The following is a 23,470-nucleotide window of genomic DNA, read 5'->3' as shown; positions in this document are numbered from 1 at the left end:
CACTATAATGTCGCCAATTCCGACAAGAGGTGCTTCATGATCATCAAACCGCGCGTGCGTGGCTTCATCTGCGTTTCTACCCATCCGACCGGCTGCGAGGCCAACGTCAGGGAACAGATCGAGTACGTCAAGGCACGCGGCCCCATCGCCAATGGCCCGAAGAAGGTGCTCGTGATCGGCGCATCCACGGGTTATGGCCTTGCCGCCCGCATCAGCGCGGCATTCGGCTCCGACGCCGCCACGCTCGGCGTATTCTTCGAGCGCGCCGGCAGCGAAACCAAGGCGGGCACCGCCGGCTGGTACAACACCGCCGCCTTCGAGAAATTCGCTACGGAACAGGGCCTGTACGCGACGAGCATCAACGGCGACGCCTTCTCCGACGCAGTCAAGCAGCGCACCATCGAGGTCATCAAGCGCGATCTCGGTCAGGTCGATCTGGTCGTCTACAGCCTCGCCGCGCCCAAGCGCACGCATCCGAAAAGCGGCGAGGTGTTCAGCTCCACGCTCAAGCCGGTCGGTCAGGCCGTGAATCTGCGCGGCATCGACACGGACAAGGAAGTCATCAGGGAAACCGTGCTCGAACCCGCCACCCAGGACGAAATCGACCACACCGTCGCGGTGATGGGCGGCGAAGACTGGCAGATGTGGATCGACGCCCTGCTCGAAGCCGGCGTGCTCGCGGACGGCGCGAAGACCACCGCGTTCACCTACCTCGGCGAAAAGATCACGCACGACATCTACTGGAACGGCTCGATCGGCGCCGCCAAGAAAGACCTCGACCAGAAGGTGCTCGGCATTCGCGAGAAGCTGGCGGCCAAAGGCGGCGATGCGCGCGTCTCCGTGCTCAAGGCGGTCGTCACCCAGGCCAGCTCCGCGATCCCGATGATGCCGCTGTATCTGTCGCTGCTCTTCAAGGTCATGAAGGAAAAAGGCACGCACGAAGGCTGCATCGAGCAGGTCTACGGCCTGTACAAGGACAGCCTGTACGGCGCGGCGCCGCATCTCGACGACGAGGGACGTTTGCGCGCGGACTACAAGGAGCTCGATCCTGAGGTGCAGGATCGCGTGCAGACGCTCTGGAGTCAGGTGACCAACGACAATATCTACGAACTCACCGATTTCAGCGGCTACAAGACCGATTTCCTGCGTCTGTTCGGCTTCGAGATCGCGGGCGTGGACTACGAAGCGGACGTCAATCCGGACGTGCAGATTCCTAAGCTCGTTCAGGTTTGATGAATGGCGGGGTCTGCGGCGGCCCCGTTCGCTATGCAGCAGCGCCAGTCACATCGCCCCGATCGGGCCCGATCGGTCTCAGCAGGGAAACGCGGCCTGAAGTGAACGAAGAATCGCAAGGCCGATCGGAAAGTCGTCCGAAATGCTCGGGTGGTTGTTGAAGAACTCGTCGAGCAACGGGTAGACGTTCTGGTTGCCGATGGCGAGATTTTGCGGCGGGCAGAAAAGCGGCGGACGCTTCTTCGTTACCAGGTCGCCGTTCGCCCAGCCGAACGCGTTGATCGTGCCGGTAATGTACGCCGCGTAGATCGAGTTGTTATCGGCGTGCGCCCATTGTTTGTACTGCGCGGCCGTCATCTCGGCACTCGCATTCAGAGTGAAGCACGCTGTCAGCAACGCCAGCGCAATTTTCGATACCCGCATCGTGGAACCTTCAGTCGGTGTCGCAAAAGCGGCCATTGTAGGCGACTCGGGGCGCGCCGCGCAGAAGCGCTTGCGCAGCCGGCAATCCGTAAGCGTTGCATATGGATTTTGTAAGCGGAGCCGATGTTTGCAGGCGTTTGCGCAAAACGTGCCGCGTTTGCTGGCAGGCGTTACGGTGTGCCGTTGCGGCAGTACGCCCGGTAAGCTTCGCGCGCGGCGAGCCGCGCCATGTACGCCTCGACGGCGGGCAAATCGCCGTGCTGCAACGGCGTTTCCAGCCAGCGGTTGATAGACAGCGCGATCGGAATATCCGCGAGCGAAAACGCGTCTCCCGCGATGAACGCGCCGGTTTTCTCCAGTTGCCCTTCGATCATGGCCATATGCTTTGCCCAGTTCGCGCACGACAGATCGATCTGACGTGGGTCCTGGTGCGCCGGAGAATGCCGGACCAGCGCCAGAAAGGCATAGCTCCACGAACGGTTCAATTCGCTCGCCTGCCAGTCGATCCACTGATCGCAGCGGGCGCGCTCGCTCGGATCGGCGGGATATAACCACTCGCCGTGATAGCGGCCAGCCAGATAGCGAATGATCGAGTTCGACTCCCACAGCACGAAATCGCCGTCTTTGATGACGGGAACCATCGCGTTGGGATTCAGCGCGAGAAACTCGGGCACGCCGGTCGCGCGAAATCCGGAGCCCCAGTCTTCCTGTTCGAAGGGAAGCGCGAGTTCCGCACACGTCCACAGAACTTTGCGGACGTTGATGGATGAGGTCTTGCCGAGAATGTGCAGCATGGGTTCAAAGTGTATCGACGGCGCGCGGGAGCGGACAGGCACGGTTCGCGTCATGAGCACCGGGCCAGCCCGTTAGCTCGTTAGCCCATTAGCCCGTTCAGTGCGACGCGACGAAGATCGAGCCCGGCGCGGGCGGCGGAATGGCGAAGGTTCTGCGCATCCGCTCGGCCTCCTCCACCGGGCTGCGGCCGAACAGGCGCCTGAACTCGCGGCTGAACTGCGAAGCGCTCTCATAGCCGACCTGCACGGACGCCGACGCCGCCGTCACCTCGTTTCTCACCATCAGAAGGCGCGCCTGATGAAGCCGCGTCGACTTCAGATATTGCATCGGCGAGGTGCGCGTCACCGCCTTGAAGTGCGCGTGCAAAGTGGGCACGCTCATGTTTGCTTCGAGCGCGAGTTGGCCAACGTCGAGCGGTTCGCGATAGCACGCGTGAATCTTGCGGATCACTCTGGCGATCCTCGCGAACTGGCCTTGTGCGGTTAGCGCGGCACGCATCGATCCGCCCTGCTCGCCGGTCAGCACGTGGAAGTAGATTTCGCGTACGAGCGCCGGTCCGAGCAACTCCGCCTCCAGCGGCACGCTCATCGCTTCCAGAAAGCGCAGCACCGTGGCGCTCAGCTTGGCATCGAGCGGCGTCGACATCATGCCGCGCGGCTCGGCCGGCACGCCCGCGTCGCGCTCGTCGAGTTGCAGCATCAGATCGGCGGCGACCTTGAAGTCGAGGCGCAAATAGATCGCGAGCAAAGGCTTCGCCGCGCTCGCTTCGGTTTCCATCGAGAACGGCACCGGCACCGAAACGGCCAGGTAGTGCTGCGCGTCATACACGTACACCGTGTCGCCGAGAAAGCCCCGTTTGCGCCCCTGGCACACGATCACCACGCCCGGGTCGTACAGCACGGGTGTGCGGCTAAGCGGCCGGTTCGAACGCAGGAAGCGCACGTCGGGCAAAACCGTGAGGTTGTAGCCTTCCACCGGAGCGAGAGTTTCGAGCAAGGCCACCATGCGTTGCCGCGCGGCCGGGTCCCCGTGTTTGAACGCCATTCTGAGCCCTGTCAACGTGGTCAACCAGACTGCAATGTGCCACCATCGCGCTGGAAAATCCATCTGCTCATAGGATCAGGCAATCACCGCAGACGAACCGGCATTTGCGCCCGCCTTTGCTGCTCCTACCATGCTGTCCTGTAGACCGGTCGATGCCGTGCGCTTTCGTCCGAAGGCGCCGTGTGACGACCGGCAAAACAAAGGAGTGGATCACCATGAGCAAAACGTTTCTGATCACCGGCGTCAGTTCCGGCTTCGGCCAGGCATTCGCGCAGGCGGCGCTCGACGCGGGCCATACCGTCGTCGGCACGGTGCGCAATGAAGCCGCGCGCAGCGCGTTCGAGGCGCTAGCCGCCGAACGGGCCCACGCCATCGTGCTCGACGTGACGCAATTCGATGCCATCGCGCCCGCCGTCGCCGCGATCACGCAAACCGTCGGGCCGATCGACGTGCTCGTCAACAACGCCGGCTACGGGCACGAAGGCACGCTGGAAGAGTCGCCGCTCGACGATCTGCGCCGGCAATTCGACGTCAACGTGTTCGGCGCGGTGGCGATGATCAAGGCCGTGCTGCCCGCCATGCGCGAGCGCCGCTCGGGACACATCATCAACATCACGTCGATGGGCGGCTTCATCACGATGCCCGGCATTGCGTACTATTGCGGCAGCAAGTTCGCGCTCGAAGGCATCACCGAAACGCTGGCGAAGGAAGTGGCGGGCTTCGGCATCAAGGTGACCGCGGTCGCGCCCGGCTCGTTTCGTACCGATTGGGCCGGCCGCTCGATGGTTCGCGCAGGCCGCAGCATCTCCGACTACGACGCCCTCTTCGACCCGATCCGCGAAGCGCGCGAAACGAAGAGCGGCAAGCAGGCCGGCGACCCGCGCAAAGCGGCTCAGGCGCTGCTCGCGATCGTCGCCGCGAACAATCCGCCGGTGCATCTGCTGCTCGGCAACGACGCGTTCGATCTGGTGAAAACAAAACTGGCCGCACTGGGCGCGGAGATCGACGCGTGGGAAGCGCTGTCGCGTTCGACCGACTTCGCATGAAGCCATGATGCCCGTGCGTGAGCGAGAATGAGCGAACCGGAACGGTTCAACTCAGGACGCGAGGCAGACGGCAGCGCCGGCAGCCGCCGGTCCGGCCATCACGCACAAAAGGGGTATCAGATGACGTCGAAGAAGGATTGGGAAGCGAAGCAGTACGTGTTGTTCGAAAACGAGCGCACACGTCCGGTCAGGGATCTGCTGGCGGCCGTGCCGGCAACGGACGTGAAGACCGCGGTGGACATTGGCTGCGGACCCGGCAATTCGACTGAAACGCTCGCCGCTCGCCTGCCCGGCGCGGCGGTCAGCGGCATGGACAGTTCGCCCGACATGATCGAGGCGGCCCGCAAACGCCTGCCGCAATTCCAGTTCGACGTGAGCGACATTTCCACGTGGGACGCGCCGGGACCATACGATCTGATCCTCGCCAACGCGGTGCTGCAATGGGTGCCGGACCATGAGCGGCTGTTTCCGGCGCTCGTGGCGAAGCTCGCGCCGGGCGGCAGCCTCGCCGTGCAGATGCCGGACAATCTGGACGAACCCGCGCACCGCCTGCTGCGCGAAATCGCTGCGGACGGCCCGTGGGCGCCCACGCTCAAGGGACTCGAGCGCACCGTGCGGTACGGCGCCGGCTGGTACTACGCGTTGCTCGAGCCGCTGTGCGCGCGTGTCGACGTATGGCGCACCGTCTACCACCACCCGCTTGCGGGCGGCGCGGACGCGGTGGTCGAATGGTTCAAGGGCAGCGCGCTGCGGCCGTTCCTCGCCGAACTCGACGACGCCGGGCAAACCGCCTTCCTGCAGCGATACCGGGACGCGATCGCCGCGGCTTATCCGGCGCTCGCCGACGGCACGGTGCTGCTGCCGTTTCCGCGGCTGTTCATCGTTGCCACCCGCTAGCTCTGCGGGCCGCGAGCGGCGGCCTGTGGTGCCGGCGCGCCAGGGTACGTCAGGAATTGCCGCGCTTGAATTGTGCGTGATATTGTTCAATGAAAGCGGAGGACGGCGGCTCGCCGTCCTCACCGGAACGCAATTTACAGCAGCGAGCGTCGCCATGAGTGATGTACGCCATCATCTGAGTCCACGTGACCGTTTGGAGCTGTTGTGCTGGCTCACATGCGGAAGTCTTGGCGCTTATTACCTGAATGAGGATTGGCCCGACGCGGCGTTTCATGTGCAGGCCGCGCATAAATGGCTCGACCGCCGCGCGCGCGAGGCCGACTGGTTGAGTGTTGCGAAGCTCTCCGCCACCGCGGTTGAGATTGCGCGGCGGCATGCGCAGTTTATCGAGGCCGATTGGGCCAGAGATGCGGTCGAGGAGATTCTGGATACGGATGAACTCGATCCTCAAGCCAGGCTTGTGCGACAGGTGATTGCGGATTGCCAGAGTGCTTTGGCGGATAAGAGGCTGGCGGATTAGTGCTCGATCGCGGGTATATCGGTAACGCACTGGTCACTGCACTCACCGCACTCCCTGCGAGGCGGGATTTCGTTCTGTTTTTTGCATATCGGTGGGCGCCGGTCCACTAGCATTCGGGCCCGCAGGAGGTCAAAGGGAGAAAACCCCGCCTGCTCAAGCCTGCCACTGTTCGTGGACCAGCCAAACCATTCGATCACACCGCGGAGCGGCGCGCTAGGGTTGTGTCGAAATTTGACAAATCTGCTGTCCTCTCGTTAGAACAGAACCGCTATACCCTCTCTTATTTCAGATTCCGGTCCGGAATCTGAATATCGAATCAGTATTCGAAAGCGCCATTGCTCGCGCCTTTCCGTCGGCTCGCATCTCTCCATAATGCAAATCGCATAGCAAAAATCAAGGCCACCTCGACGACCTGATCTTTCGCGATAGTTTTGCAGATGTTTCTGAAACCCTGACACTGGGCGCTTCTTTCATGATTGCAAGGCGCGCTAAAAAAGCGCCCGAGCGGTGAAGGACTGTTGCGTCAGCGACGCCCTCAGATCCGAATTCTGCACAGCCTCGGAAATGGAAATGAACATGAAATTAAATCCTCTCCATATTACGATTTGGGTTGCCACGGCTGCGGCAGCTTTTTTATTGGGTGGCTATTTAACCAATATCCACGTCAATGCAAGGGGTGCTGACAATAGCCGCCCGGTCATCCGTGGCAATGAAAATTCAGATTATAACAATTATGTTGCCCTGCGAATTAATCCTTACGACGAATCGGCTCCCATTTACCGTGAATTCAACGACTATCGAAAATGGTTGTTAAATAACAAGGATATACAGGCTGTAAATGACGCAGCAGATCCAATGGGTTTGATGATGTTATCTGGTCAACTGGCGGCGAAAGGAATGCCCCGTTTATCAACGGCCTTACTTGAGCAACGATTTTCATCTGTTAACAAGATATTGCCGTCGCTGGACAACCATATCTGCGCCACGTTAATAAAGGGAAACTTTGATGCTACGGAGTTTGCGGCGCAGTCGGTTCCGAAAATGAACTCATTTAATTCAGAAGAAGCGAAAGCATGGTTTTCTGTTGGTAGAGCCGCGATCGAGGCGCAACTACATCGGTCACCGGTCATCGTCCTTTCCACTGAAGACGCAACGCGAGGTATTGTCAAGATAGCCAAATCAATGTATGCGCCACAATCCAAGGAATTTATTGCAAGTTTGACGGGACTGAAGACGGCGTCTGATGAGGAAGCCTGTGCGACGGTGCGAATCCTTTACTCGCGAGGTAACTCTTTACCCGAACCCTATCGCGGGTATATCGCAAGAATGTTGCTCACCGGGGATGATGGAAATGAAAAAATTTAACAATTAATTTCAGGAAAATTCAATGACACCTCCCATTTGTCATTTTTATCTCCGCCATGTTGTGGCCCTGCTTGTCGCTACCGTCGCCGCGTTTTCTCTTGGATGCCTTTTCACCACAAAATATCATGCCAAGACGCCGGCCAGCGAAAACAAGAATGTCTACCGCCGAACTGGCGAAGCCGATGTCGATGAATCCGCCGCGTCAGACAATCCGTATTCGCCGTCCTCACCCATGCGCCGTGAATATGATGAATTTCGAAAATGGGTATGGGAGAATAAAAAAATAGTCGCGCTCAGTCCTTCAGGAAATCCACAAGATCTATTAGACCTTTCAGGCACACTGGAAGCCAAGGGGGTGTCTAAAATATCGACGGAACTGCTGGAGCAACGCCTTTCCTCGGTAAATAAGATAATAGCGTCTCTGGATGCTCATACATGCAGTACGCTCATAAGAGGAGGGTTCAACCTCTCGGAGTTCACGATCCAGGCCTTTCCGGTAATGAACTCGTTCGATGAAGGCGAAGCGAAAGCCTGGATCCAGGTTAACAAGGCTGCCATCGAAGCACAACTAGCCGGCTCACCAAATATCGTGTTATCGACCGAGGACGCAACGCTAGCCATTATAAAAATAGCAAGGCTATCGAATGCATCCCAATCGAAAATATATTTTAGTGGGCTCGCCAGTTTGAAGACGGCGAGCGACGAGGATGCATGCGCGACGGCCCGCACGCTTTATTCAAAAGGAAATGCGCTGCCGGAGCCTTATCGGGGACACATAGCGAGACTGCTGCTTACGGGGCGCAATGGGAATGAAAAAATTTATCACTCAGAGTAATGACAATATTTCCCATATAAATCTTGATTACTTTCCACGGATTGACCCGGCAACTCAGGACTATCTAATAATTCGCTCCTTTTTTGTTATTCGATTACCTCGACCGGGTAATTAATGCGAGCATACCGACGGCCGGCACTATGTAGACAGCGACGGGAGTCGACGTGATGTCATGGAAAAGATTGGGCAACCGTTGTCCGACTCAATCTGCGGTGTAGGCGCTCCGCGCCCTTGCGTGCGTGTGCGCATCGCCTGATAAGCACTGACAATTCCTGGCTCTATTGCAGATGTTTCTGATAGACGGCCGTGCGGCATTTTCTGGATCATCTCTGCACACACCCAAAAACGCGCTCGAACGATAAATTAGGGGCTTGCTCAATCCTCCGAAAGGCGCGCAGCGAGTGATCGGACTACAAAATGAAATCAACGACGAAATTCCTATTCGGTACTGCAGTAGTTATCTGTACCACGGCGGTATTTTTTCGTGGTTCGCATCCGGCGCCAGAGAATGCTGTAGAAAAGACACCGGTCGCCGCTGCCACGACGAATTCTTTTTCGACATCATCGGCCGCGTATCGCGAGACGGTGAACTTCAATCAATGGCTTGCGCAAAACAAGAAACTTGAGAGTGCCCGCAATTCCACGAGTCCTGCGGACCAAATCAATCTAGTCGGTCGGCTGGGCGCGGAAGGAATGGCTCGGCTTCCAACCGCTGTACTTGAGGCGTACATGCCGTTAAGAAAATACTGGATGGATTGAACGACAAGGAATGCAGCGACTTCGTAACAGGAAGAATGTCAATAACTGACTTCAGTTCTCGTACATTCCCGCTCCTTGAGTCGCTAACCGATACTGAGAGGAAGGCATTTTTTTCTATTACCAAGTCGGCGATCAATGCTCGACTCGACAATCTGCCGTTTGTCCTCGTGTCACAGGAAAACGCCAAAGAGGCGCTCCTCAAGGTCGCGGCATCGCTTCCAGCAGATGAGTCGAATACATTTTTGCATAACCTGGTCAATTTAAGGACTGCAAGCAATACAGATACATGTGCGACCGTGCGGACGATGTTCTCCAAAGGCGTATTGCTGCCCGAGCCGTTTCGAGGAAACCTGGCTAGATTAATTCTCTCTGGAAAAGACGGGCGTGGAAATTTTTGAGCACGCCAAATAGCGCCGTCGAGCCACACTCACCCATCCTCTGCACGCAGACCGCTTCGCTCGCACAAGCACCCAACAACAAGCCCGGCGCGAGCGTCCAAACCAACCAGCCCGACAACACGCTGCGGGCCAACCAGTAAAATTTCGCCCTACTTCTCCTCCCCCTCGCGACTCTTGAACAGCCGCGCGCTCGACAGAATAGCAAGCGCAATCGCCACGCTGAGAATCGCCGTAGCTTCGCGCCCCAACCCCGCCGCCACGCCGACGCCCGCGCTCAACCACAAGCTCGCCGCCGTAGTCAGCCCACGCACCTCGCGCTCCGCACTGAGCTTGATGATCGCGCCCGCGCCGAGAAAACCGACTCCGGACACGAGGCCTTGCAGCACCCGGCTCATATTGTCCTGCGAGAAACCGGCCTGCAGCGGCACGACCACGAACAAGGCCGCGCCGACCGACACCATCATATGCGTGCGCATGCCGGCGTCGCGCCGTGACATCTCACGCTCGAATCCGAGTATGCCGCCGAGTATCAATGCGAGTCCGAGGCGCATCAGCACCTGCGTGACGTCGGCCGCGCTGCCGAGATCGGAGAATTCTGCGCGTGCAGTTCCCCACACCACCTGCCACCAGTTGGTCATTACATTTGCCCGACGTTCCGGAAAACGCCAAGCATACGGCAATATCGCCGCGCCGCGTGCTTCACCCCGCCGAGGTCTTCTTTACGAACGCGCTCACTACGGCCTCCAGTTCTTTCGTGATCGTCGTCATCACGCCGGCCACCACGGCGAATTCGCGCCCGGTCACGTGCGCGCGGCTCGCCACGATCTGTCCGTTGAACGAAACGATGTGCGCTTCTTTCGCGATCGCCTTGATCCGTTCGATCAGTTGCTGCTGCTCTTTCTTCTGCAAGCGCGCTATCCGCCGGCTCTCCTGCTCGTAGACGGCCGTGACGCCGTGCAGATGCGTCAGCAACGGATCGACGGAATCGACCAGCGCCTTCAATGCATCGTCCGCGCGCGGCGACGCACGCCCGATCGCCTCCAGCGCGGCCGAAGCCAGCGCGATAAATTCGGTGATCTTCGCGGCCACTTGCCCACTGCCGTGAAATGCATCGCGCAGCGCCGGAGAGAACAGTCCGGGTAAGCCGTCGCGGCCTTGCGTCAGCGCCGTATGACTGTCGGCGAACGTGTTCAACGTGTCGCGCGCGATCGCGAGCGCACCGTCGAACTGCTGGAATGCCAGCATCGCTTTCAACACAATGCGCTGCGAGAGCATCCGCTGACGCCCCGCCATGTTGATCAACGAGCTCAACACCTCGCTGGAAACGTCCGCGTCGGACGGTGGCGCCTGAACCCGTTCTGTCGTGATGCTCATGTCAACTTCTGGTGATGGTTGATCGGCTCCGTTGCGTGTGACCCGGCTTCCGCGTCAATGCGGCGGCCGGATCGGGAGCGCTACTCCGCTCCACGCCACACCACTACTCCGTTGCGTGCGCATGCATCACGCCGGAGTGCATCGACCACGCCATCCACGGACGGCGCAGCGCGACGATCGCGAGGAACGCGCATGCGGCCAGCACGCCGAACGTCGCAAAGCCCATCTGATAGCTGCCCGTGCTTTCCTTCGCGATACCCATCACGACCGGCAGATAGAATCCGCCGATGCCGCCCGCGGCGCCGACAATGCCCGACATCAGCCCCGTGCGGCCGGCCCAGCGATGCGGCACCAACTGGAAGGTCGCGCCGTTGCCGAGACCGAAGGCCACATACAGGACCAACAGCAGCGCAATGCCGCCCGCCATTGCAGGCATGGCTGCGGCGAACACGAAGTCGCACAACGAGATGATCGCGAGCAGGAAAGTCAGCGCGCGCACACCGGACACCTTGTCGGCGATCAGGCCGCCGAGCGGACGCACCATCGCGCCCGTTGCGGCGAGCAGCGCCATGAAGAGACCCGCGTCGATCTTCGAGAGCTGATAGAGGTTGGTGAGAAGCAGCGAAACGTACGAGGACATGCCGACAAAACCACCGAACGTAATGCTGTACACCAGCATGATCGCCCACGTGTCACGTTCGGCCAGCACCGCGCGATAGCGCTTGGGCAGCACCGCGATAGCCAGCAAGGCGCCGATCACGGGCAACAGCAGCACACCGGTCTTGCCGGAGCCGAACATGCCCGCTTCGACGAGCAGCACCAGCACGATCAATCCGACCAGCGTCACCGTAAAGCTGCCGAATGCGCGCAGCACGCTGCCCGATTTCACGCCGGAATCGTTGGCCCAGAAATACAGCGTGATCGCCGCGATCGCGAGCAGCGGCAGTGCGCCGCCGGCGGCCATCTGCCAGCCGTAATGCGTGGCCAGTTGCGGGAACAGGAAGCCGTCGAGCACCGCGCCGATATTGCCGGCCGCGGCGAGGCCCAACACCAGACCCTGCACCTTCGGCGGATAGTTGCTGCCGGCCATCGGCAGCGCCACGGCGAAACTCGCACCGCCGACACCGAGGAATACGCCGAGCACCAGCAGCACGGTGTACGACGGCACAGACGGCATCAACGGCAGCACGATGGTCGGCACTGCCGAAAGCAGCACGCCCATCAACGCAATGCGCTTGCCGTGCGCGGACTGATAAAGATTACCGAGCGTGACGCGCAGTATCGCGGCCGAGAGCACCGGCACCGCCACCAGCAAACCTTGTTGCGCGGGCGTCATTGCAATGCTCTTGCTGATGAACGGCGCGAGCGGTCCATACAGGACCCAGACGGTAAAGCCGGTGTCGAAATAGAGGAAACACGCCACCAGCGCGCGCCAGTCCCCGCTCTTTAGGGAGCTCATCACGTTTTTCATCAGATATCCTCACAATGCTGATTTTTCGACTATCCGGCAGATCGCGCCATGCGCTACGCACCGGAATGATCACGATGTTGAAAACCGGTATGAACATGCAACCTCCATGCCATCCGGCTCTGTCTTCTGAAGCTTTACTGCGTACTCTTTGAAACCTTGAAATGTCAACTGCGCGCGTGGCGCCTGAAACGGTCCGGCTATCAATAAACATCGCGCGCGTAGCGCTTTTCCTGCGCGAGGCGGCTCACGTATTCGAGTGCCTTGTCGTCGCTCATGCCGCCGTGTCGCGCGACCACTTCCTTAAGCGCCGCATCGACATCTTTCGCCATCCGGTTGGCGTCACCGCACACATAGAAATGCGCCCCGTCTTCGAGCCATGCCCACAACTGCGCACCCTGCTCGCGCATGCGGTCCTGCACGTAGACCTTGTCCGCCTGGTCGCGTGAAAAGGCGACGTCGAGCCGGGTCAGCACACCGCTGTCGCGCATCGATTCGAGTTCGTCGCGATAGTAGAAATCAGAGGCGGCGTGCTGCTCGCCGAAGAACAGCCAGTTGCGTCCAGTGTCGCCACGTGCACGCCGCTCGTGCAGAAAGCCGCGAAACGGTGCAACGCCGGTGCCGGGGCCGACCATGATCATCGGCGTTTCCGAACCGTGAGGAGGACGAAAGTGTGCGGACTTCTGCACGAACACGGGCACGTTGACATCGCCCGCGCGGTCGGCGAGAAAAGTCGACGAGACGCCTTTGCGATGACGGCGGCCGTTGCTGTAACGCACAGCGGCAACCGTCAGATGAACTTCGCCGGCATGCGCTTTCGGGCTCGATGCAATCGAATACAGCCGGGGTTGCAGACGCTTGAGCATGCCGGTTAATTCGCTTGCCGTGAGACTCACTGGAAATTCATGCAGCACGTCGGCAATCTGCTGGCCCCACAACCATTGTTTGAGGTCGGCCTTGCGATCCGGCGCCAGCAGATCACGCAGCGCGCCGTTATTGCTGCGCGCGGCGACAAACGCAAGCAGGTCCGGATTCGGCCGCGCGATCTCGTAGTGCTTGCCGAGCGCATCGGCAAGACGCATCTCTCCGGCGCCCGCCACGTTTACCGCGGCGTCCGCGTGCAGACCGCTCAGGCCGATCAATTCATCGACCAGTTCGGGACAGTTGCTCGGCCAGACACCGAGCGCGTCGCCCGCTTCGTATTCGAGCCCCGAGTCGCCCGTATGCAGCGAGACGTAGCGCGTATCTTTCGCCGCGCCCTGCTTGTTCAGGCGCAGATTGCTGACGAGCCGCGAGGCGGCCGGCCGCGTTTTGGTCGGCACCGTGCCCGGCACCACGGCGTTGACCATGCCACCCGCCGGCACGGCATACAGCGCGGCATCTTCTTCCTTGATCCGCACGATGATGCGTTCGAGCCACGCGTCCGCGCTTGCCTGATACTCGCTATCGCAATCGACGCGATCCATCAGCCGCTGCGCGCCTTGCCCGGCGAGCCGCTCGTCGAGACGGCGGCCGTGACCGCAGAACTGGTCATAGTTGCGATCGCCGAGCGCGAGCACCGCGAAGCGCACGCCGTCGAGCCGGGGCGCGCCCTCGCCGCTCAATTGCGTCCAGAAACTTTGTGCGTTGTCGGGTGGGTCGCCATCGCCGAAGGTGCTTGTCATCAGCAGCACGTATTGGGCTTTGGCGAGCGCCGAAGCCGGATAATCCGCCATGCACGACGTGCGGATTTCAAACCCCGATTCCATCAGACGGGTGGCATAGCCTTCGGTCAGCGACTCGGTGTTACCGGTTTGCGAGGCCCACAGCAGTGTGACCTTGGGACGTGCGCGCACGATCCGCACGCCGGATGCGTGCGACGTCTCCGCATGCGACACCGCAAGCGTAGGGGCCGACGCGGCGGGAACCATCGCGCTGCGGCTATACAGACCGGCAAGCAAGCCATCCACGTACAGACGGCTGGTCGTATCGAACGGCGCGTTGCCGGGCAGAACCGGCGTGCTGTCGATACCTTTTGCTTCCGCTGAACGCAGTCCGCTGACGAAGCCGGCGAGGTAGAGCCGCTGCTGATCGTTGAATGACGGCGCGGGTGTCGGCGGCAGCTGCAACAGGCTCGTGAGTGCATCTATACGGGGCATATCCAGATCCTCGGCGCTTGCCGATACGGTGTTCCCGGGCGCCGCGCTGACGGCAACCGCCACGGATGCATCGGTGATCGTTGCATCGTCGTCAGTCAGAAGCGGCTGCCTGCTGTCCGCCGCCACCGGACTCAACGCGACCGCGCAGAACTTGAGTTCGGGCTGCTGCGAGATCGGGTCGACGGCATCGCTCGTCACGGCGTTGATGCACAGGTCGTCGCCAAATACATCGTTCCAGTGCATCGGCGCAAAGCAACTGCCCGCGCTCACGCGTTCGGTCACGACGGCCGGCAACACCGCGCGGCCCCGGCGCGAACGGATCTCCACCGGGTCCTGTGCCTTGATACCAAGCGTGGTGGCATCTTCGGGATGAATCTCGACGAACGGCGCCGGGTTCAGCTTGTTGAGCATCGCGACCTTGCCGGTCTTGGTCATGGTGTGCCATTGATGCTGCAAGCGGCCCGTATTCAGCACGATCGGAAATTCACGATCCGGCAATTCGGCCGGCGCTGCATAAGCACGCGCGAAGAACACCGCCTTGCAGCTCGCCGTGGGAAAAACAAGCCGCGGACGGCTGCCGTCCGCCAGTTCCTTGAGTGTCTGGCTCACGCCGTCGTTGAGATAGCGAACCGGATTGCGCTCCGCTGATTCGTCCGATGCAAGCGGCCACTGCAACGGCGTTTCCTTCAACCGGCGATGGCTCGCACCGCGCAGGTCATAGCCCGTTTTCGGATTCGACACGCGGGTGATTTCCGCGAAAACTTCCTCGGCGCTCGCGTAGGTGAAGCCTTCTGCGTAACCCATTTCGCAGGCGATACGCGCGATGATCTGCCAGTCCGGCAGCGCGGCGCCCGGCGGCTCGACGCCCTTTTGCATCAGCGTGAGATTGCGCTCCGAGTTGATCATCACGCCTTCCGCTTCGGCCCAGAGCGCGCCGGGCAATAGCACGTCGGCGTAACGGTTGGTCTCGGTGTCGAGGAAAGCGTCTTGCGCGATCACGAGTTGCGCCGCGCGCAATCCGTCGATCGCGTTCTGACGATTCGCTACGCTCGCCACCGGATTCGTGCAGATGATCCAGCACGCCTTGATCTCGCCCGCCGCCATGCGCGTGAACATGTCGATCGTACCGTTGCCGGCTTCGGGCTTGAGCGTGCCCTTTGGAATGCGCCACAGGTCTTCGATAAACGCGCGGTCTTCTTCCACCAGCACCGAACGCTGGCCCGGCAAACCCGGCCCCATGTAACCCATTTCGCGGCCGCCCATTGCATTGGGCTGGCCGGTCAACGAAAATGGCCCGCTGCCGCGCCGGCAGATCTTGCCCGTCGCGAGATGCAGATTGCAGATCGCGTTGGTGTGCCATGTGCCGTGCGTGCTTTGATTCAGGCCCATCGTCCAGCAACTGATCCACTCATTGGCGCTGCCGATCATCTGCGCGGCCGCACGGATATCCTCGACGGCAAGGCCGGTGATCTGCGCGGCTTTCTCCGGCGTGTAGTCGGCGAGAAACGCGGGCATCGCCTCCCAGCCTTCGGTGGCCTCGGCGATAAAAGCGGCATCCGTATGGCCGTTTTCGTGCAATAGATGCAGCAGGCCATTGAGCAACGCGAGATCGGTGCCCGGCTTGATCTGCATGAAAAGATCGGCCTTCTCCGCCGTCGTGTTGCGGCGCGGATCGACCACGATCAATTTGGCGCCGGCCTTCACGCGATCCATCATGCGCAGGAACAGAATCGGGTGACAGTCGGCCATATTCGCGCCGATCACGAAGAACAGGTCGGCGTGGTCGATATCTTCGTACGATCCCGGCGGACCATCCGCGCCGAGCGAGAGCTTGTAGCCGCTGCCCGCGCTCGCCATGCACAGGCGCGAATTCGATTCGATGTTGTTGGTGCCCACGAAGCCTTTGGCGAGCTTGTTGACGAGGTACTGCGCCTCGATCGACATCTGCCCGGAAACATAGAACGACAGCGCATCCGGCCCATGTTCATCGAGCAGGCCGCGCAAACGCGCTGCCGTGGCGCTGATCGCCTGCGTCATGGGCAACGGCGCCGGGTCCCGACCGCGCGCATGACGCACGAACGCCCCCTCCAGCCGTCCCGACTTGCGCAACGCGACGTGCGCCGACTGGCCCTTCGTGCACAGCCGTCCGAAATTGGCCGGGTGCTCCTTGTCACCGGAGATTTTCACCACCTGGCCGTCCTCGACGTGCAGCACCATGCCGCAGCCAACGCCGCAGTAGGGGCACACGGTTTTTACACTGGTGGAGGACATGGCGGGCAACTTGGTTCGAAAAGGTTTCAGACGATCAGCCGCTCAGACGGCGACCCACACCTGGCCGTTTTCCACTCGCGCGGCGAACGCGTCGACGGAATACGCCGGTGTTTCCAGGCATTCGCCGGTTCGTAGGTCGAAGTGATGCTTGTAGATCGGCGAGGCGACCACGACGCGTTCACCAAGGCTGCCGATCAGCCCGCGCGAGAGCACTGCCGCCTGCGAGCCCGGGTCGAAGTTTTCGATCGCGTAGACGGTGGCGGTAGCGTCACCGTTGTCATCGCCGGCGCCGTTGGTCACGTGAAAAACCGCCACCTGCTCGCCGTTGACGAGCGCGCAAACGCCCGTGTTAGGCACGATGTCGTCGAGCTGGCAAACGGGCGTCCAGGAGCGTGGCAGGCGATCGTTGTTCATGACGGAAGTCCTCGGTGAATGGTGCGGATCAATCAGACGGTTTCGGCGACCACGGGAATCGCGGCGAGCTTCGAGCGTCGCTCGGCGGGCGTGGCCGGCCGGATCTGGCCGCGTTCCTCGACGAAAGCGAGGTTGCTGTCGGACTCGCCGCTGTTGACGAAATGACGGAAGCGCTTGCGCGTTTCGAGATCGGTGACCGCCTTCTTCCATTCGCATTCGTAGGTGTCCACCACGTGCTGCATCTCCGACTCGAGTTCGCCGGCCACGCCGAGGCGATCGTTGACGACCACGTCGATCAGATATTCAAGGCCACCCTCCAGGTTGTCGCGCCATACACTGGTGCGTTGCAGACGGTCGGCGGTGCGCACGTAGAACATCAGGAAACGGTCGATGTAGCGCACCAGCGTTTCCTTATCGAGGTCCGATGCGAGCAGTTCAGCGTGGCGCGGTTTCATGCCGCCGTTGCCGCATACGTAGAGATTCCAGCCCTTCTCCGTCGCGATGATGCCGACGTCCTTGCCCTGCGCTTCCGCGCATTCGCGCGTGCAGCCCGACACGCCGAACTTGATCTTGTGCGGCGTGCGCAGACCCTTGTAGCGGTTCTCCATCTCGACCGCGAGACCCACCGAATCGCCTACGCCATATCGGCACCACGTCGAACCGACACACGACTTCACGGTGCGCAGCGACTTGCCGTACGCGTGACCGGATTCGAAACCGGCGGCGATCAGTTCTTCCCAGATGAGCGGCAATTGTTCGACGCGCGCGCCGAACAGATCGACGCGCTGACCGCCGGTGATCTTCGTGTAGAGGCCGTATTTCTTCGCCACCTGGCCGACCGCGATCAAACCGTCGGGCGTCACTTCGCCGCCCGCCATGCGCGGCACGACCGAATAGGTGCCGTCGCGCTGGATGTTGGCAAGGTAGTAATCGTTGGTGTCCTGCAACGAGGCGTGTTCTTTCTTCAGCACGAACTCGTTCCAGCACGACGCGAGAATGCTCGCGACCAGCGGCTTGCAGATGTCGCAACCGAGACCGTGGCCGTGCTTCGCGAGCAGTGCGCCGAAGCTACGCACGCCTTCCACACGCACGATGTGATACAGCTCCTGGCGCGAATACGGAAAGTGTTCGCAGACGTGGTTGTTGACCGCGAGACCCTGCTTCTTCATCTCGGCCTTCATCACCTGGGTAACGAGCGGCACGCAGCCGCCGCACGAGGTGCCGGCGCCGGTCGCGCCTTTGAGCGCGCCGATGTCGGTCGCGCCCGCGCACACCGCGGCGCACAGTTCGCCCTTCGAGACGTTGTTGCACGAGCAGATCTGCGCGCCGGCGGGCAACGCCTCCACGCCGAGCGCGGGCTTCGCGTTGCCGTCCGCCTGCGGCAGGATCAGGAATTCAGGCGATGCCGGCAACTCGATGCGGTTCAGCATCATCTGTAGCAGCGCGCCGTACTCGCCCGCATCGCCCACCATCACGCCGCCCAGCAGGTATTTGCCGCATTCGGACACCACCAGTTTCTTGTAGACCTGCTTGCGTTCGTCGCTGAACTGGTAGGCGCGGCTACCCGGCGTGCTGCCATGCGCATCGCCGATGCTCGCCACGTCCACGCCCATCAGCTTCAGCTTGGTGCTCATGTCGGCGCCGGCGAATTCGGCCGCGCCACCGAGCAATTGCTTGGCCACCGCGCGGGCCATTTCATAACCGGGCGCCACGAGGCCGAACAGTTGGCCGTTCCACAGCGCGCATTCGCCGATCGCATAGATGTGCGGATCGCTGGTGCGGCACGCGTTATCGATCACGATGCCGCCGCGCGCGCCGAGCGTCAGGCCACTCTCGCGCGCCAGATCGTCACGCGGACGGATGCCCGCCGAGAACACGATCATGTCGGTGTCGAGATGGCTGCCGTCCGCGAATTGCATGCGGTGCGTGCCCGCTTCGCCGTCCACGATCGCCGTGGTGTTCTTCTGCGTATGCACCGTCACGCCCAGCTCTTCAATCTTCGTGCGCAGCACGCGGCCGCCGCCGTCGTCCACCTGCACGGCCATCAGACGCGGCGCGAACTCGACCACGTGGGTTTGCAGGCCCATGTCGCGCAGCGCCTTCGCACATTCGAGACCGAGCAGGCCGCCGCCGACCACCGTGCCCGTCTTCGAACGCGCACCGCATTCACGCATTGCTTCCAGATCGTCGATGGTTCGGTACACGAAGCAATCGGTGCGCTCACGTCCCTGCACGGGCGGCACGAACGGATAGGAGCCGGTGGCGAAAACCAGCTTGTCATAAGGCAATGTTTCACCCGTCGATACCGTCACGGTGCGCGCATCGCGATCGATCGCCACGGCTTTCGCGTTCAGCTTGAGCAACACGTTCCGACGTTCGAAGAAACCCGGCTCGACCAGCGACAGATCGTCCGCCGTCTTGCCCGCGAAAAACTCGGACAGGTGCACGCGGTCGTAGGCCGGCCGCGATTCTTCGCACAGCACCGTGATGTCCAGGCCGTGCGCGGCGTCCTCGGCGAGGCACTCGACCAGTTTGTGCCCGACCATGCCGTGACCGATAACGATGATTTTCATGAGCGCGGTTTCCTCGATGTGCTGGTTGCGGGCGCCGTCTTGCGGCATGGAGCGAAAACGATTCCGGAAATAAAAACGGCGTCCCGCGAACCCAGTCGATGACTGAATTCGGGGGACGCCGTTGTCCTGACCTGTCCTGCGGCGAGTACTTTGTGTTGCACTCGCGACGGATCCACGTTGATCCGATGGCACGGCTTAACGCAAGGCCTGTGCCAATTGCATGAAACGCGTGCCGAAAGGCCGCTGTGCGGGGCTTTGGGGCAAATGGCACGCGCGTGCGGCGAGCCCGGCGCGCGACGCATTTCGATGCAGCGAAGCACACGCATGGTGCGACGCAGCACTGTGGGCGTGCGAGGTGCTGGCACGCAAGCGGTGCGTCGGTGGGCGTTTTTTGCGGTGGCGGGCAGGCGCGGCAAGGCATCGAACGCTGGTTGTCGATGCGTGGCGTAGTCCTTGCATGACTGCGCCTGCCCAGACGAACCACAACGCTGTGTTTCGTCCCACTCGAAGTCGAGAAGCAGTACACACCAGGCAGCAAACGGACAACGGCGTCCCCTCGCGACCATCGCGAGCGGACGCCGTTTTTTATTTGGCGCCGGCGATTCAACTATCGCTGGCCGACACAGAACCGAAGGACACCGCGATGAATCCGAACACCGGCAAGGTCACCTTATTGAGCGCAGGCCCGGGCGATCTCGATCTGCTCACGCTGAAAGCCGCGAAAGCGCTGGCGGCCGCCGACGTCGTGCTGCTCGACGACCTCGCGAATCCCGAGATCGTGACGCTGGCGCCGCAAGCACGGGTGATCCGCGTCGGCAAGCGCGGCGGTTGCCGGTCTACGCCGCAAGCGTTCATCGAACGCCTGATGCGGTGCTATGCGCTCAAGGGCTTGCACGTGGTTCGCGTGAAGGGCGGCGAAGCGCTGCTGTTCGGGCGTGCCGGCGAGGAGCTCGCAGTATTGCGCGGCGCCGGTATTCCGGTGGAAATCGTCAACGGCATCTCGTCGGGGTTCGCGGCCGCCGCGGGGCTCGGTATTTCGCTCACGCATCGCCGCCATTGCCACGGCGTGAGTTTCGTCACCGCGCATACGGAAGATCATGGCGAGCCCGATTGGGCCGCACTGGCTGCGACCCGCACCACGCTGGCCATCTATATGGGGATGCGGCGCATCGGCAGTATTGCGGCCGCGTTGCTCGCGAGCCTGCCGGCCGACACGCCGGCCGCCGTCGTGCAATGGGCGGGGGGCGGCAACGAGCGGCGCCTGATGAGCCGCCTCGATCGTCTTGCCGAGGATGCGGTGAGCGCGGGCTTCGGCAGCCCTGCGGTTATTCTGGTGGGCAGTGCGATCGGCGAGAGCATTGAACGCGCATGGGGAGAAGACAGCGCAGGGCGCGATGAAAAGGCGGCCATGCAGGCCGATATGCGGATCGCGCGAGAAGCAATTGCACAGGCCGCGTGAATGGGCACACGCACACGCACACGCACACGCACACGCAGAGATTACCGAAACCGCTGCCGTCGGAAAGAATGATCGATGCACATACGCCGTTGCCCAGCGTCTGGATTCGCCCCGTGCAAGGTCCGTTATGACCCGGATCCTTGCGATATATATCGTCGATATCCAGCCTGAAAGCACACTTTCCCAAACCTGATTTCTATCAGGACTTCAAATTGCTCACTAACCAGGAACACTAGGAACATAACCTGAGGGAAATCGGATGGCCCATCAACGAGCCGCACGCCTTCTGATCGCCGACGACGACGCGAATCTGCTGGCTGCTTACGTACTCTTTTTCACCGCGCATGGTTTCGACATCCGGACCGCGCGTAATGGCCTCGACGCCCTTGCCCAATACTGCGACTGGCATCCGGACGCCGCCCTGCTGGACGTCGAGATGCCGCGTCTGGACGGGCGCGCGGTGGCGCGGCGAATCCGCTACGTGGGCGACGTGCCGGCGCCCACGCTGGTCGCGGTCACGGGGCTTGAGCGTGCCGAGGAAAGAAGCGAGTCGCTGCGCTCGGGCTTCAACCATCATTTCGTCAAGCCGGTGCCCATGCCGGTCATTCTCGCGGCATTGAGCGGGCTCGTACGACATTAGCCATTCTGTTCCGGTAAATGCTGCACGCTGCACCGGCATGTCGACCGCATTCGCCCCCGGCCACCACCCTTAGTCGCCGAAGCCCAGTTCCGCTTCCACCGACTGCCCTACTCTCAGCCACTGCCCAGCCCCGCTCGCGACGAGCGCGTTATTGCCGAAGGTTATCGCTCCGTTTCGCTGCGGATTGGCGCGGTAGACACTCATCGTGTCGGTCGGCTCGTTCGGCCAGTCCGGATCGGGCGCGCCTTTCGCCTGGTCGATGGTAGGCATCGGACAGCGCGAGCACGGCTTGACCAGTTGCAGTTGCACGTTCTCGCCCGCGTCTCCGTTCACGCTCAGCGTTTCCACATAGTCTTCTTCGTACGCGTCGAGCCCTGTCAGCACGACATTCGGGCGGAACCGGTCGATCGGAATCGCCGGAGCGCCCTTGCTGTTGAGCCGCGTGTTCAGATCGTCGAGCGACGCCTGGCCGATCACCAGCAGCGGAAAACCATCGGTGAAATACGTGGTTGCGCCGCCCACGCTGTCCGTATAGTCGGGGTCGACAATGCGTTCGTGCCCGGGATCGAAGCGCAGAAGCCGCGCGGGCACGCCGAGAAACGCCGAGAACCACGCGGCGCTTGCCGCGCCGGTGTCGAGGCCGTAAGCGGCATCGCGCCAGACTTTGGTCTGCACCGCGGGCGCCGCGTCGAGCCGCGCGGCGTTCAATGGCGTGCGCAACTCGCTCATGCCGGGCGCGCGGATCACGAGGTCATCGGCGCCGATTTCGACCTTGATCAAGGCCATGCGCGGATACGCGCGCTGCGTGAGCATGGCGCCGGCCGGGTCGGTGACCATCCAGCAGCGGTCGTATTCGAGGCCGGTGGCGAGCAGGCGCGCCTCGCGCAGCGCAATGCCCGCGCAGGATTTGATCGGATAGACAAAGAGCTCGCTGATGGTCGCCATGAAGTGGGGGGCACGCGGGGAGCGTGCGAATTGTTATGTTTAAGGCCCGATTGTAAAGCCCTCTACTCCCATCCTTCCAGCCGTAATGTCGCGCGTACCAGCCGCTGCTCTTCCTGCTCGATTTCGCGCAGATTCGCGCACACGCTCTCGATGTGATCCGCCGCCGCCTTGCGCGCCTGTTCGGGCAGCTTGCCGGTAACGGCGTTATAGAGCCGAGCGTGCTGACGGTCGATCACCCGCTTTTGCGGCGCACGGTGATAGAGATTGTTCACGGACGCGAACACCGAGCTCAGCAGCAGGTCGGTCAGCGAGCTCAAGGTGTGCACCAGCACCGGGTTATGCGAGGCCTCGCAGATCGCCAGGTGAAATGCGTGGTCGAGCCGCGCATGCGTCGAAGCACTCGTTTCGGTGCCCTGGGCCGCGATCATCTCCTCATAGCGGCGCGTGATCAGCACGAAGTCGGCGGGCGTGCCGCGCAGCGCGGCGAGCCGTGCGGATTCCGCTTCCAGCAGCGCGCGCACCTCGAACAGATCGTAGAGCGTGCGCGGTTGCGAACCGAGCAGATGCATTAGCGGCGTGAGGGCCGGCTGCGCGCTGAGGCTCGCGACGAACGAACCCCTGCCATGCGAAGTCTCGATGATGCCGCGCGCCCGCAGCAGCTTGAGCCCTTCACGCAGCGCCGTGCGCGAGACGCCGAGCTTGTCGGTGAGGCGCCGCTCGGACGGCAGCGCCTGCCCCGTTTTCAGCACGCCGTCGACGATCAGCCGCTCGATACGCTCCGCCACCACGTCCGCGACCTGCCTTGAGTTGTTCGAATCCGCTGTCTGCATCGCTCACTTCCAACTGGTACGACCACTATGAGATGCTAACACG

21 protein-coding genes are annotated in these 23,470 nt (G+C 61.7%); 10 read left to right on the top strand and 11 right to left on the bottom strand.

Features of this window, described 5'->3' with window-relative positions; all coding sequences use genetic code 11:
• The first annotated feature begins 36 nt into the window (after positions 1–36).
• The gene (gene fabV, locus BXE_RS11075) at positions 37–1,233 is read left to right on the top strand and encodes an enoyl-ACP reductase FabV (RefSeq protein ID WP_011488385.1); all 1,197 of its coding nucleotides are present in this window, start codon (positions 37–39) and stop codon (positions 1,231–1,233) included.
• A gap of 78 nt (positions 1,234–1,311) precedes the next feature.
• Here fabV and BXE_RS11070 read toward each other — a convergent pair whose 3' ends face one another.
• From BXE_RS11070 to BXE_RS11060, 3 genes are all read right to left on the bottom strand, one after another.
• The gene (locus tag BXE_RS11070; protein WP_011488384.1) at positions 1,312–1,656 is read right to left on the bottom strand and encodes a hypothetical protein; all 345 of its coding nucleotides are present in this window, start codon (positions 1,654–1,656) and stop codon (positions 1,312–1,314) included.
• 170 nt (positions 1,657–1,826) lie between these two features.
• Positions 1,827–2,450, bottom strand: a complete 624-nt coding sequence (locus BXE_RS11065; RefSeq protein ID WP_038457935.1) for a glutathione S-transferase family protein — start codon at positions 2,448–2,450, stop codon at positions 1,827–1,829.
• 97 nt (positions 2,451–2,547) lie between these two features.
• Positions 2,548–3,495, bottom strand: a complete 948-nt coding sequence (locus BXE_RS11060; RefSeq protein ID WP_011488382.1) for an AraC family transcriptional regulator — start codon at positions 3,493–3,495, stop codon at positions 2,548–2,550.
• 215 nt (positions 3,496–3,710) lie between these two features.
• Here BXE_RS11060 and BXE_RS11055 point away from each other — a divergent pair, with 215 nt between their 5' ends.
• From BXE_RS11055 to BXE_RS45825, 7 genes are all read left to right on the top strand, one after another.
• Positions 3,711–4,541 (top strand): oxidoreductase, encoded by an 831-nt coding sequence (locus BXE_RS11055; RefSeq protein WP_011488381.1) that lies wholly within the window; start codon positions 3,711–3,713, stop codon positions 4,539–4,541.
• A 120-nt stretch (positions 4,542–4,661) separates the two neighbouring features.
• Positions 4,662–5,438: a trans-aconitate 2-methyltransferase gene (tam, locus tag BXE_RS11050; protein ID WP_011488380.1), complete on the top strand. Its 777-nt coding sequence runs from the start codon at positions 4,662–4,664 to the stop codon at positions 5,436–5,438.
• A 154-nt stretch (positions 5,439–5,592) separates the two neighbouring features.
• A complete protein-coding gene (locus BXE_RS11045) occupies positions 5,593–5,958 on the top strand; it encodes a hypothetical protein (protein ID WP_007181921.1) in 366 nt (121 codons plus the stop codon).
• A gap of 576 nt (positions 5,959–6,534) precedes the next feature.
• Positions 6,535–7,323: a hypothetical protein gene (locus BXE_RS44195; RefSeq protein ID WP_237712039.1), complete on the top strand. Its 789-nt coding sequence runs from the start codon at positions 6,535–6,537 to the stop codon at positions 7,321–7,323.
• A 22-nt stretch (positions 7,324–7,345) separates the two neighbouring features.
• Positions 7,346–8,158, top strand: a complete 813-nt coding sequence (locus BXE_RS44190) for a hypothetical protein (protein ID WP_011488377.1) — start codon at positions 7,346–7,348, stop codon at positions 8,156–8,158.
• A 417-nt stretch (positions 8,159–8,575) separates the two neighbouring features.
• Positions 8,576–8,917 carry a hypothetical protein gene (locus tag BXE_RS45830; RefSeq protein ID WP_011488376.1) on the top strand — a complete coding sequence of 114 codons (342 nt, stop codon included), beginning with the start codon at positions 8,576–8,578 and terminating at the stop codon, positions 8,915–8,917.
• Positions 8,914–9,315 carry a hypothetical protein gene (locus BXE_RS45825; RefSeq protein WP_011488375.1) on the top strand — a complete coding sequence of 134 codons (402 nt, stop codon included), beginning with the start codon at positions 8,914–8,916 and terminating at the stop codon, positions 9,313–9,315. The genes BXE_RS45830 and BXE_RS45825 overlap by 4 nt, the downstream gene beginning before the upstream one ends.
• A gap of 149 nt (positions 9,316–9,464) precedes the next feature.
• Here BXE_RS45825 and BXE_RS11035 read toward each other — a convergent pair whose 3' ends face one another.
• From BXE_RS11035 to nirB, 6 genes are all read right to left on the bottom strand, one after another.
• A complete protein-coding gene (locus tag BXE_RS11035; RefSeq protein WP_011488374.1) occupies positions 9,465–9,953 on the bottom strand; it encodes an MgtC/SapB family protein in 489 nt (162 codons plus the stop codon).
• Between the two features lie 61 nt (positions 9,954–10,014).
• The gene (locus BXE_RS11030) at positions 10,015–10,689 is read right to left on the bottom strand and encodes a type IV pili methyl-accepting chemotaxis transducer N-terminal domain-containing protein (RefSeq protein ID WP_011488373.1); all 675 of its coding nucleotides are present in this window, start codon (positions 10,687–10,689) and stop codon (positions 10,015–10,017) included.
• A gap of 103 nt (positions 10,690–10,792) precedes the next feature.
• The gene (locus tag BXE_RS11025; protein WP_011488372.1) at positions 10,793–12,160 is read right to left on the bottom strand and encodes an MFS transporter; all 1,368 of its coding nucleotides are present in this window, start codon (positions 12,158–12,160) and stop codon (positions 10,793–10,795) included.
• A gap of 200 nt (positions 12,161–12,360) precedes the next feature.
• Positions 12,361–16,566, bottom strand: a complete 4,206-nt coding sequence (locus BXE_RS11020; RefSeq protein WP_011488371.1) for a bifunctional nitrate reductase/sulfite reductase flavoprotein subunit alpha — start codon at positions 16,564–16,566, stop codon at positions 12,361–12,363.
• 42 nt (positions 16,567–16,608) lie between these two features.
• Complete coding sequence (gene nirD / locus BXE_RS11015) at positions 16,609–16,980, bottom strand: nitrite reductase small subunit NirD (RefSeq protein WP_011488370.1); 372 nt, start codon at positions 16,978–16,980, stop codon at positions 16,609–16,611.
• Positions 16,981–17,012: 32 nt separating this feature from the next.
• Complete coding sequence (gene nirB / locus BXE_RS11010; protein WP_038458840.1) at positions 17,013–19,553, bottom strand: nitrite reductase large subunit NirB; 2,541 nt, start codon at positions 19,551–19,553, stop codon at positions 17,013–17,015.
• Between the two features lie 643 nt (positions 19,554–20,196).
• Here nirB and cobA point away from each other — a divergent pair.
• Positions 20,197–21,012 (top strand): uroporphyrinogen-III C-methyltransferase, encoded by an 816-nt coding sequence (gene cobA / locus BXE_RS11005; RefSeq protein WP_011488368.1) that lies wholly within the window; start codon positions 20,197–20,199, stop codon positions 21,010–21,012.
• A gap of 259 nt (positions 21,013–21,271) precedes the next feature.
• On the top strand, positions 21,272–21,652 hold the full coding sequence (locus BXE_RS11000; RefSeq protein ID WP_007181938.1) for a response regulator: 381 nt from the start codon (positions 21,272–21,274) through the stop codon (positions 21,650–21,652).
• Positions 21,653–21,721: 69 nt separating this feature from the next.
• On the opposite strand, the gene BXE_RS10995 is transcribed toward BXE_RS11000, so the two are convergent.
• Both BXE_RS10995 and glcC read right to left on the bottom strand, forming a co-directional pair.
• Positions 21,722–22,597 (bottom strand): MOSC domain-containing protein, encoded by an 876-nt coding sequence (locus BXE_RS10995; protein WP_011488367.1) that lies wholly within the window; start codon positions 22,595–22,597, stop codon positions 21,722–21,724.
• A 62-nt stretch (positions 22,598–22,659) separates the two neighbouring features.
• Positions 22,660–23,427: a transcriptional regulator GlcC gene (gene glcC, locus BXE_RS10990; RefSeq protein ID WP_011488366.1), complete on the bottom strand. Its 768-nt coding sequence runs from the start codon at positions 23,425–23,427 to the stop codon at positions 22,660–22,662.
• Between the last annotated feature and the right edge of the window lie 43 nt (positions 23,428–23,470).

The sequence above is a fragment of the Paraburkholderia xenovorans LB400 genome (assembly GCF_000013645.1).
GTDB lineage: Bacteria > Pseudomonadota > Gammaproteobacteria > Burkholderiales > Burkholderiaceae > Paraburkholderia > Paraburkholderia xenovorans.
The sequence above is the reverse complement of the archived record's forward strand: the minus strand, read 5'-3'. Positions and strand labels throughout refer to the sequence as shown.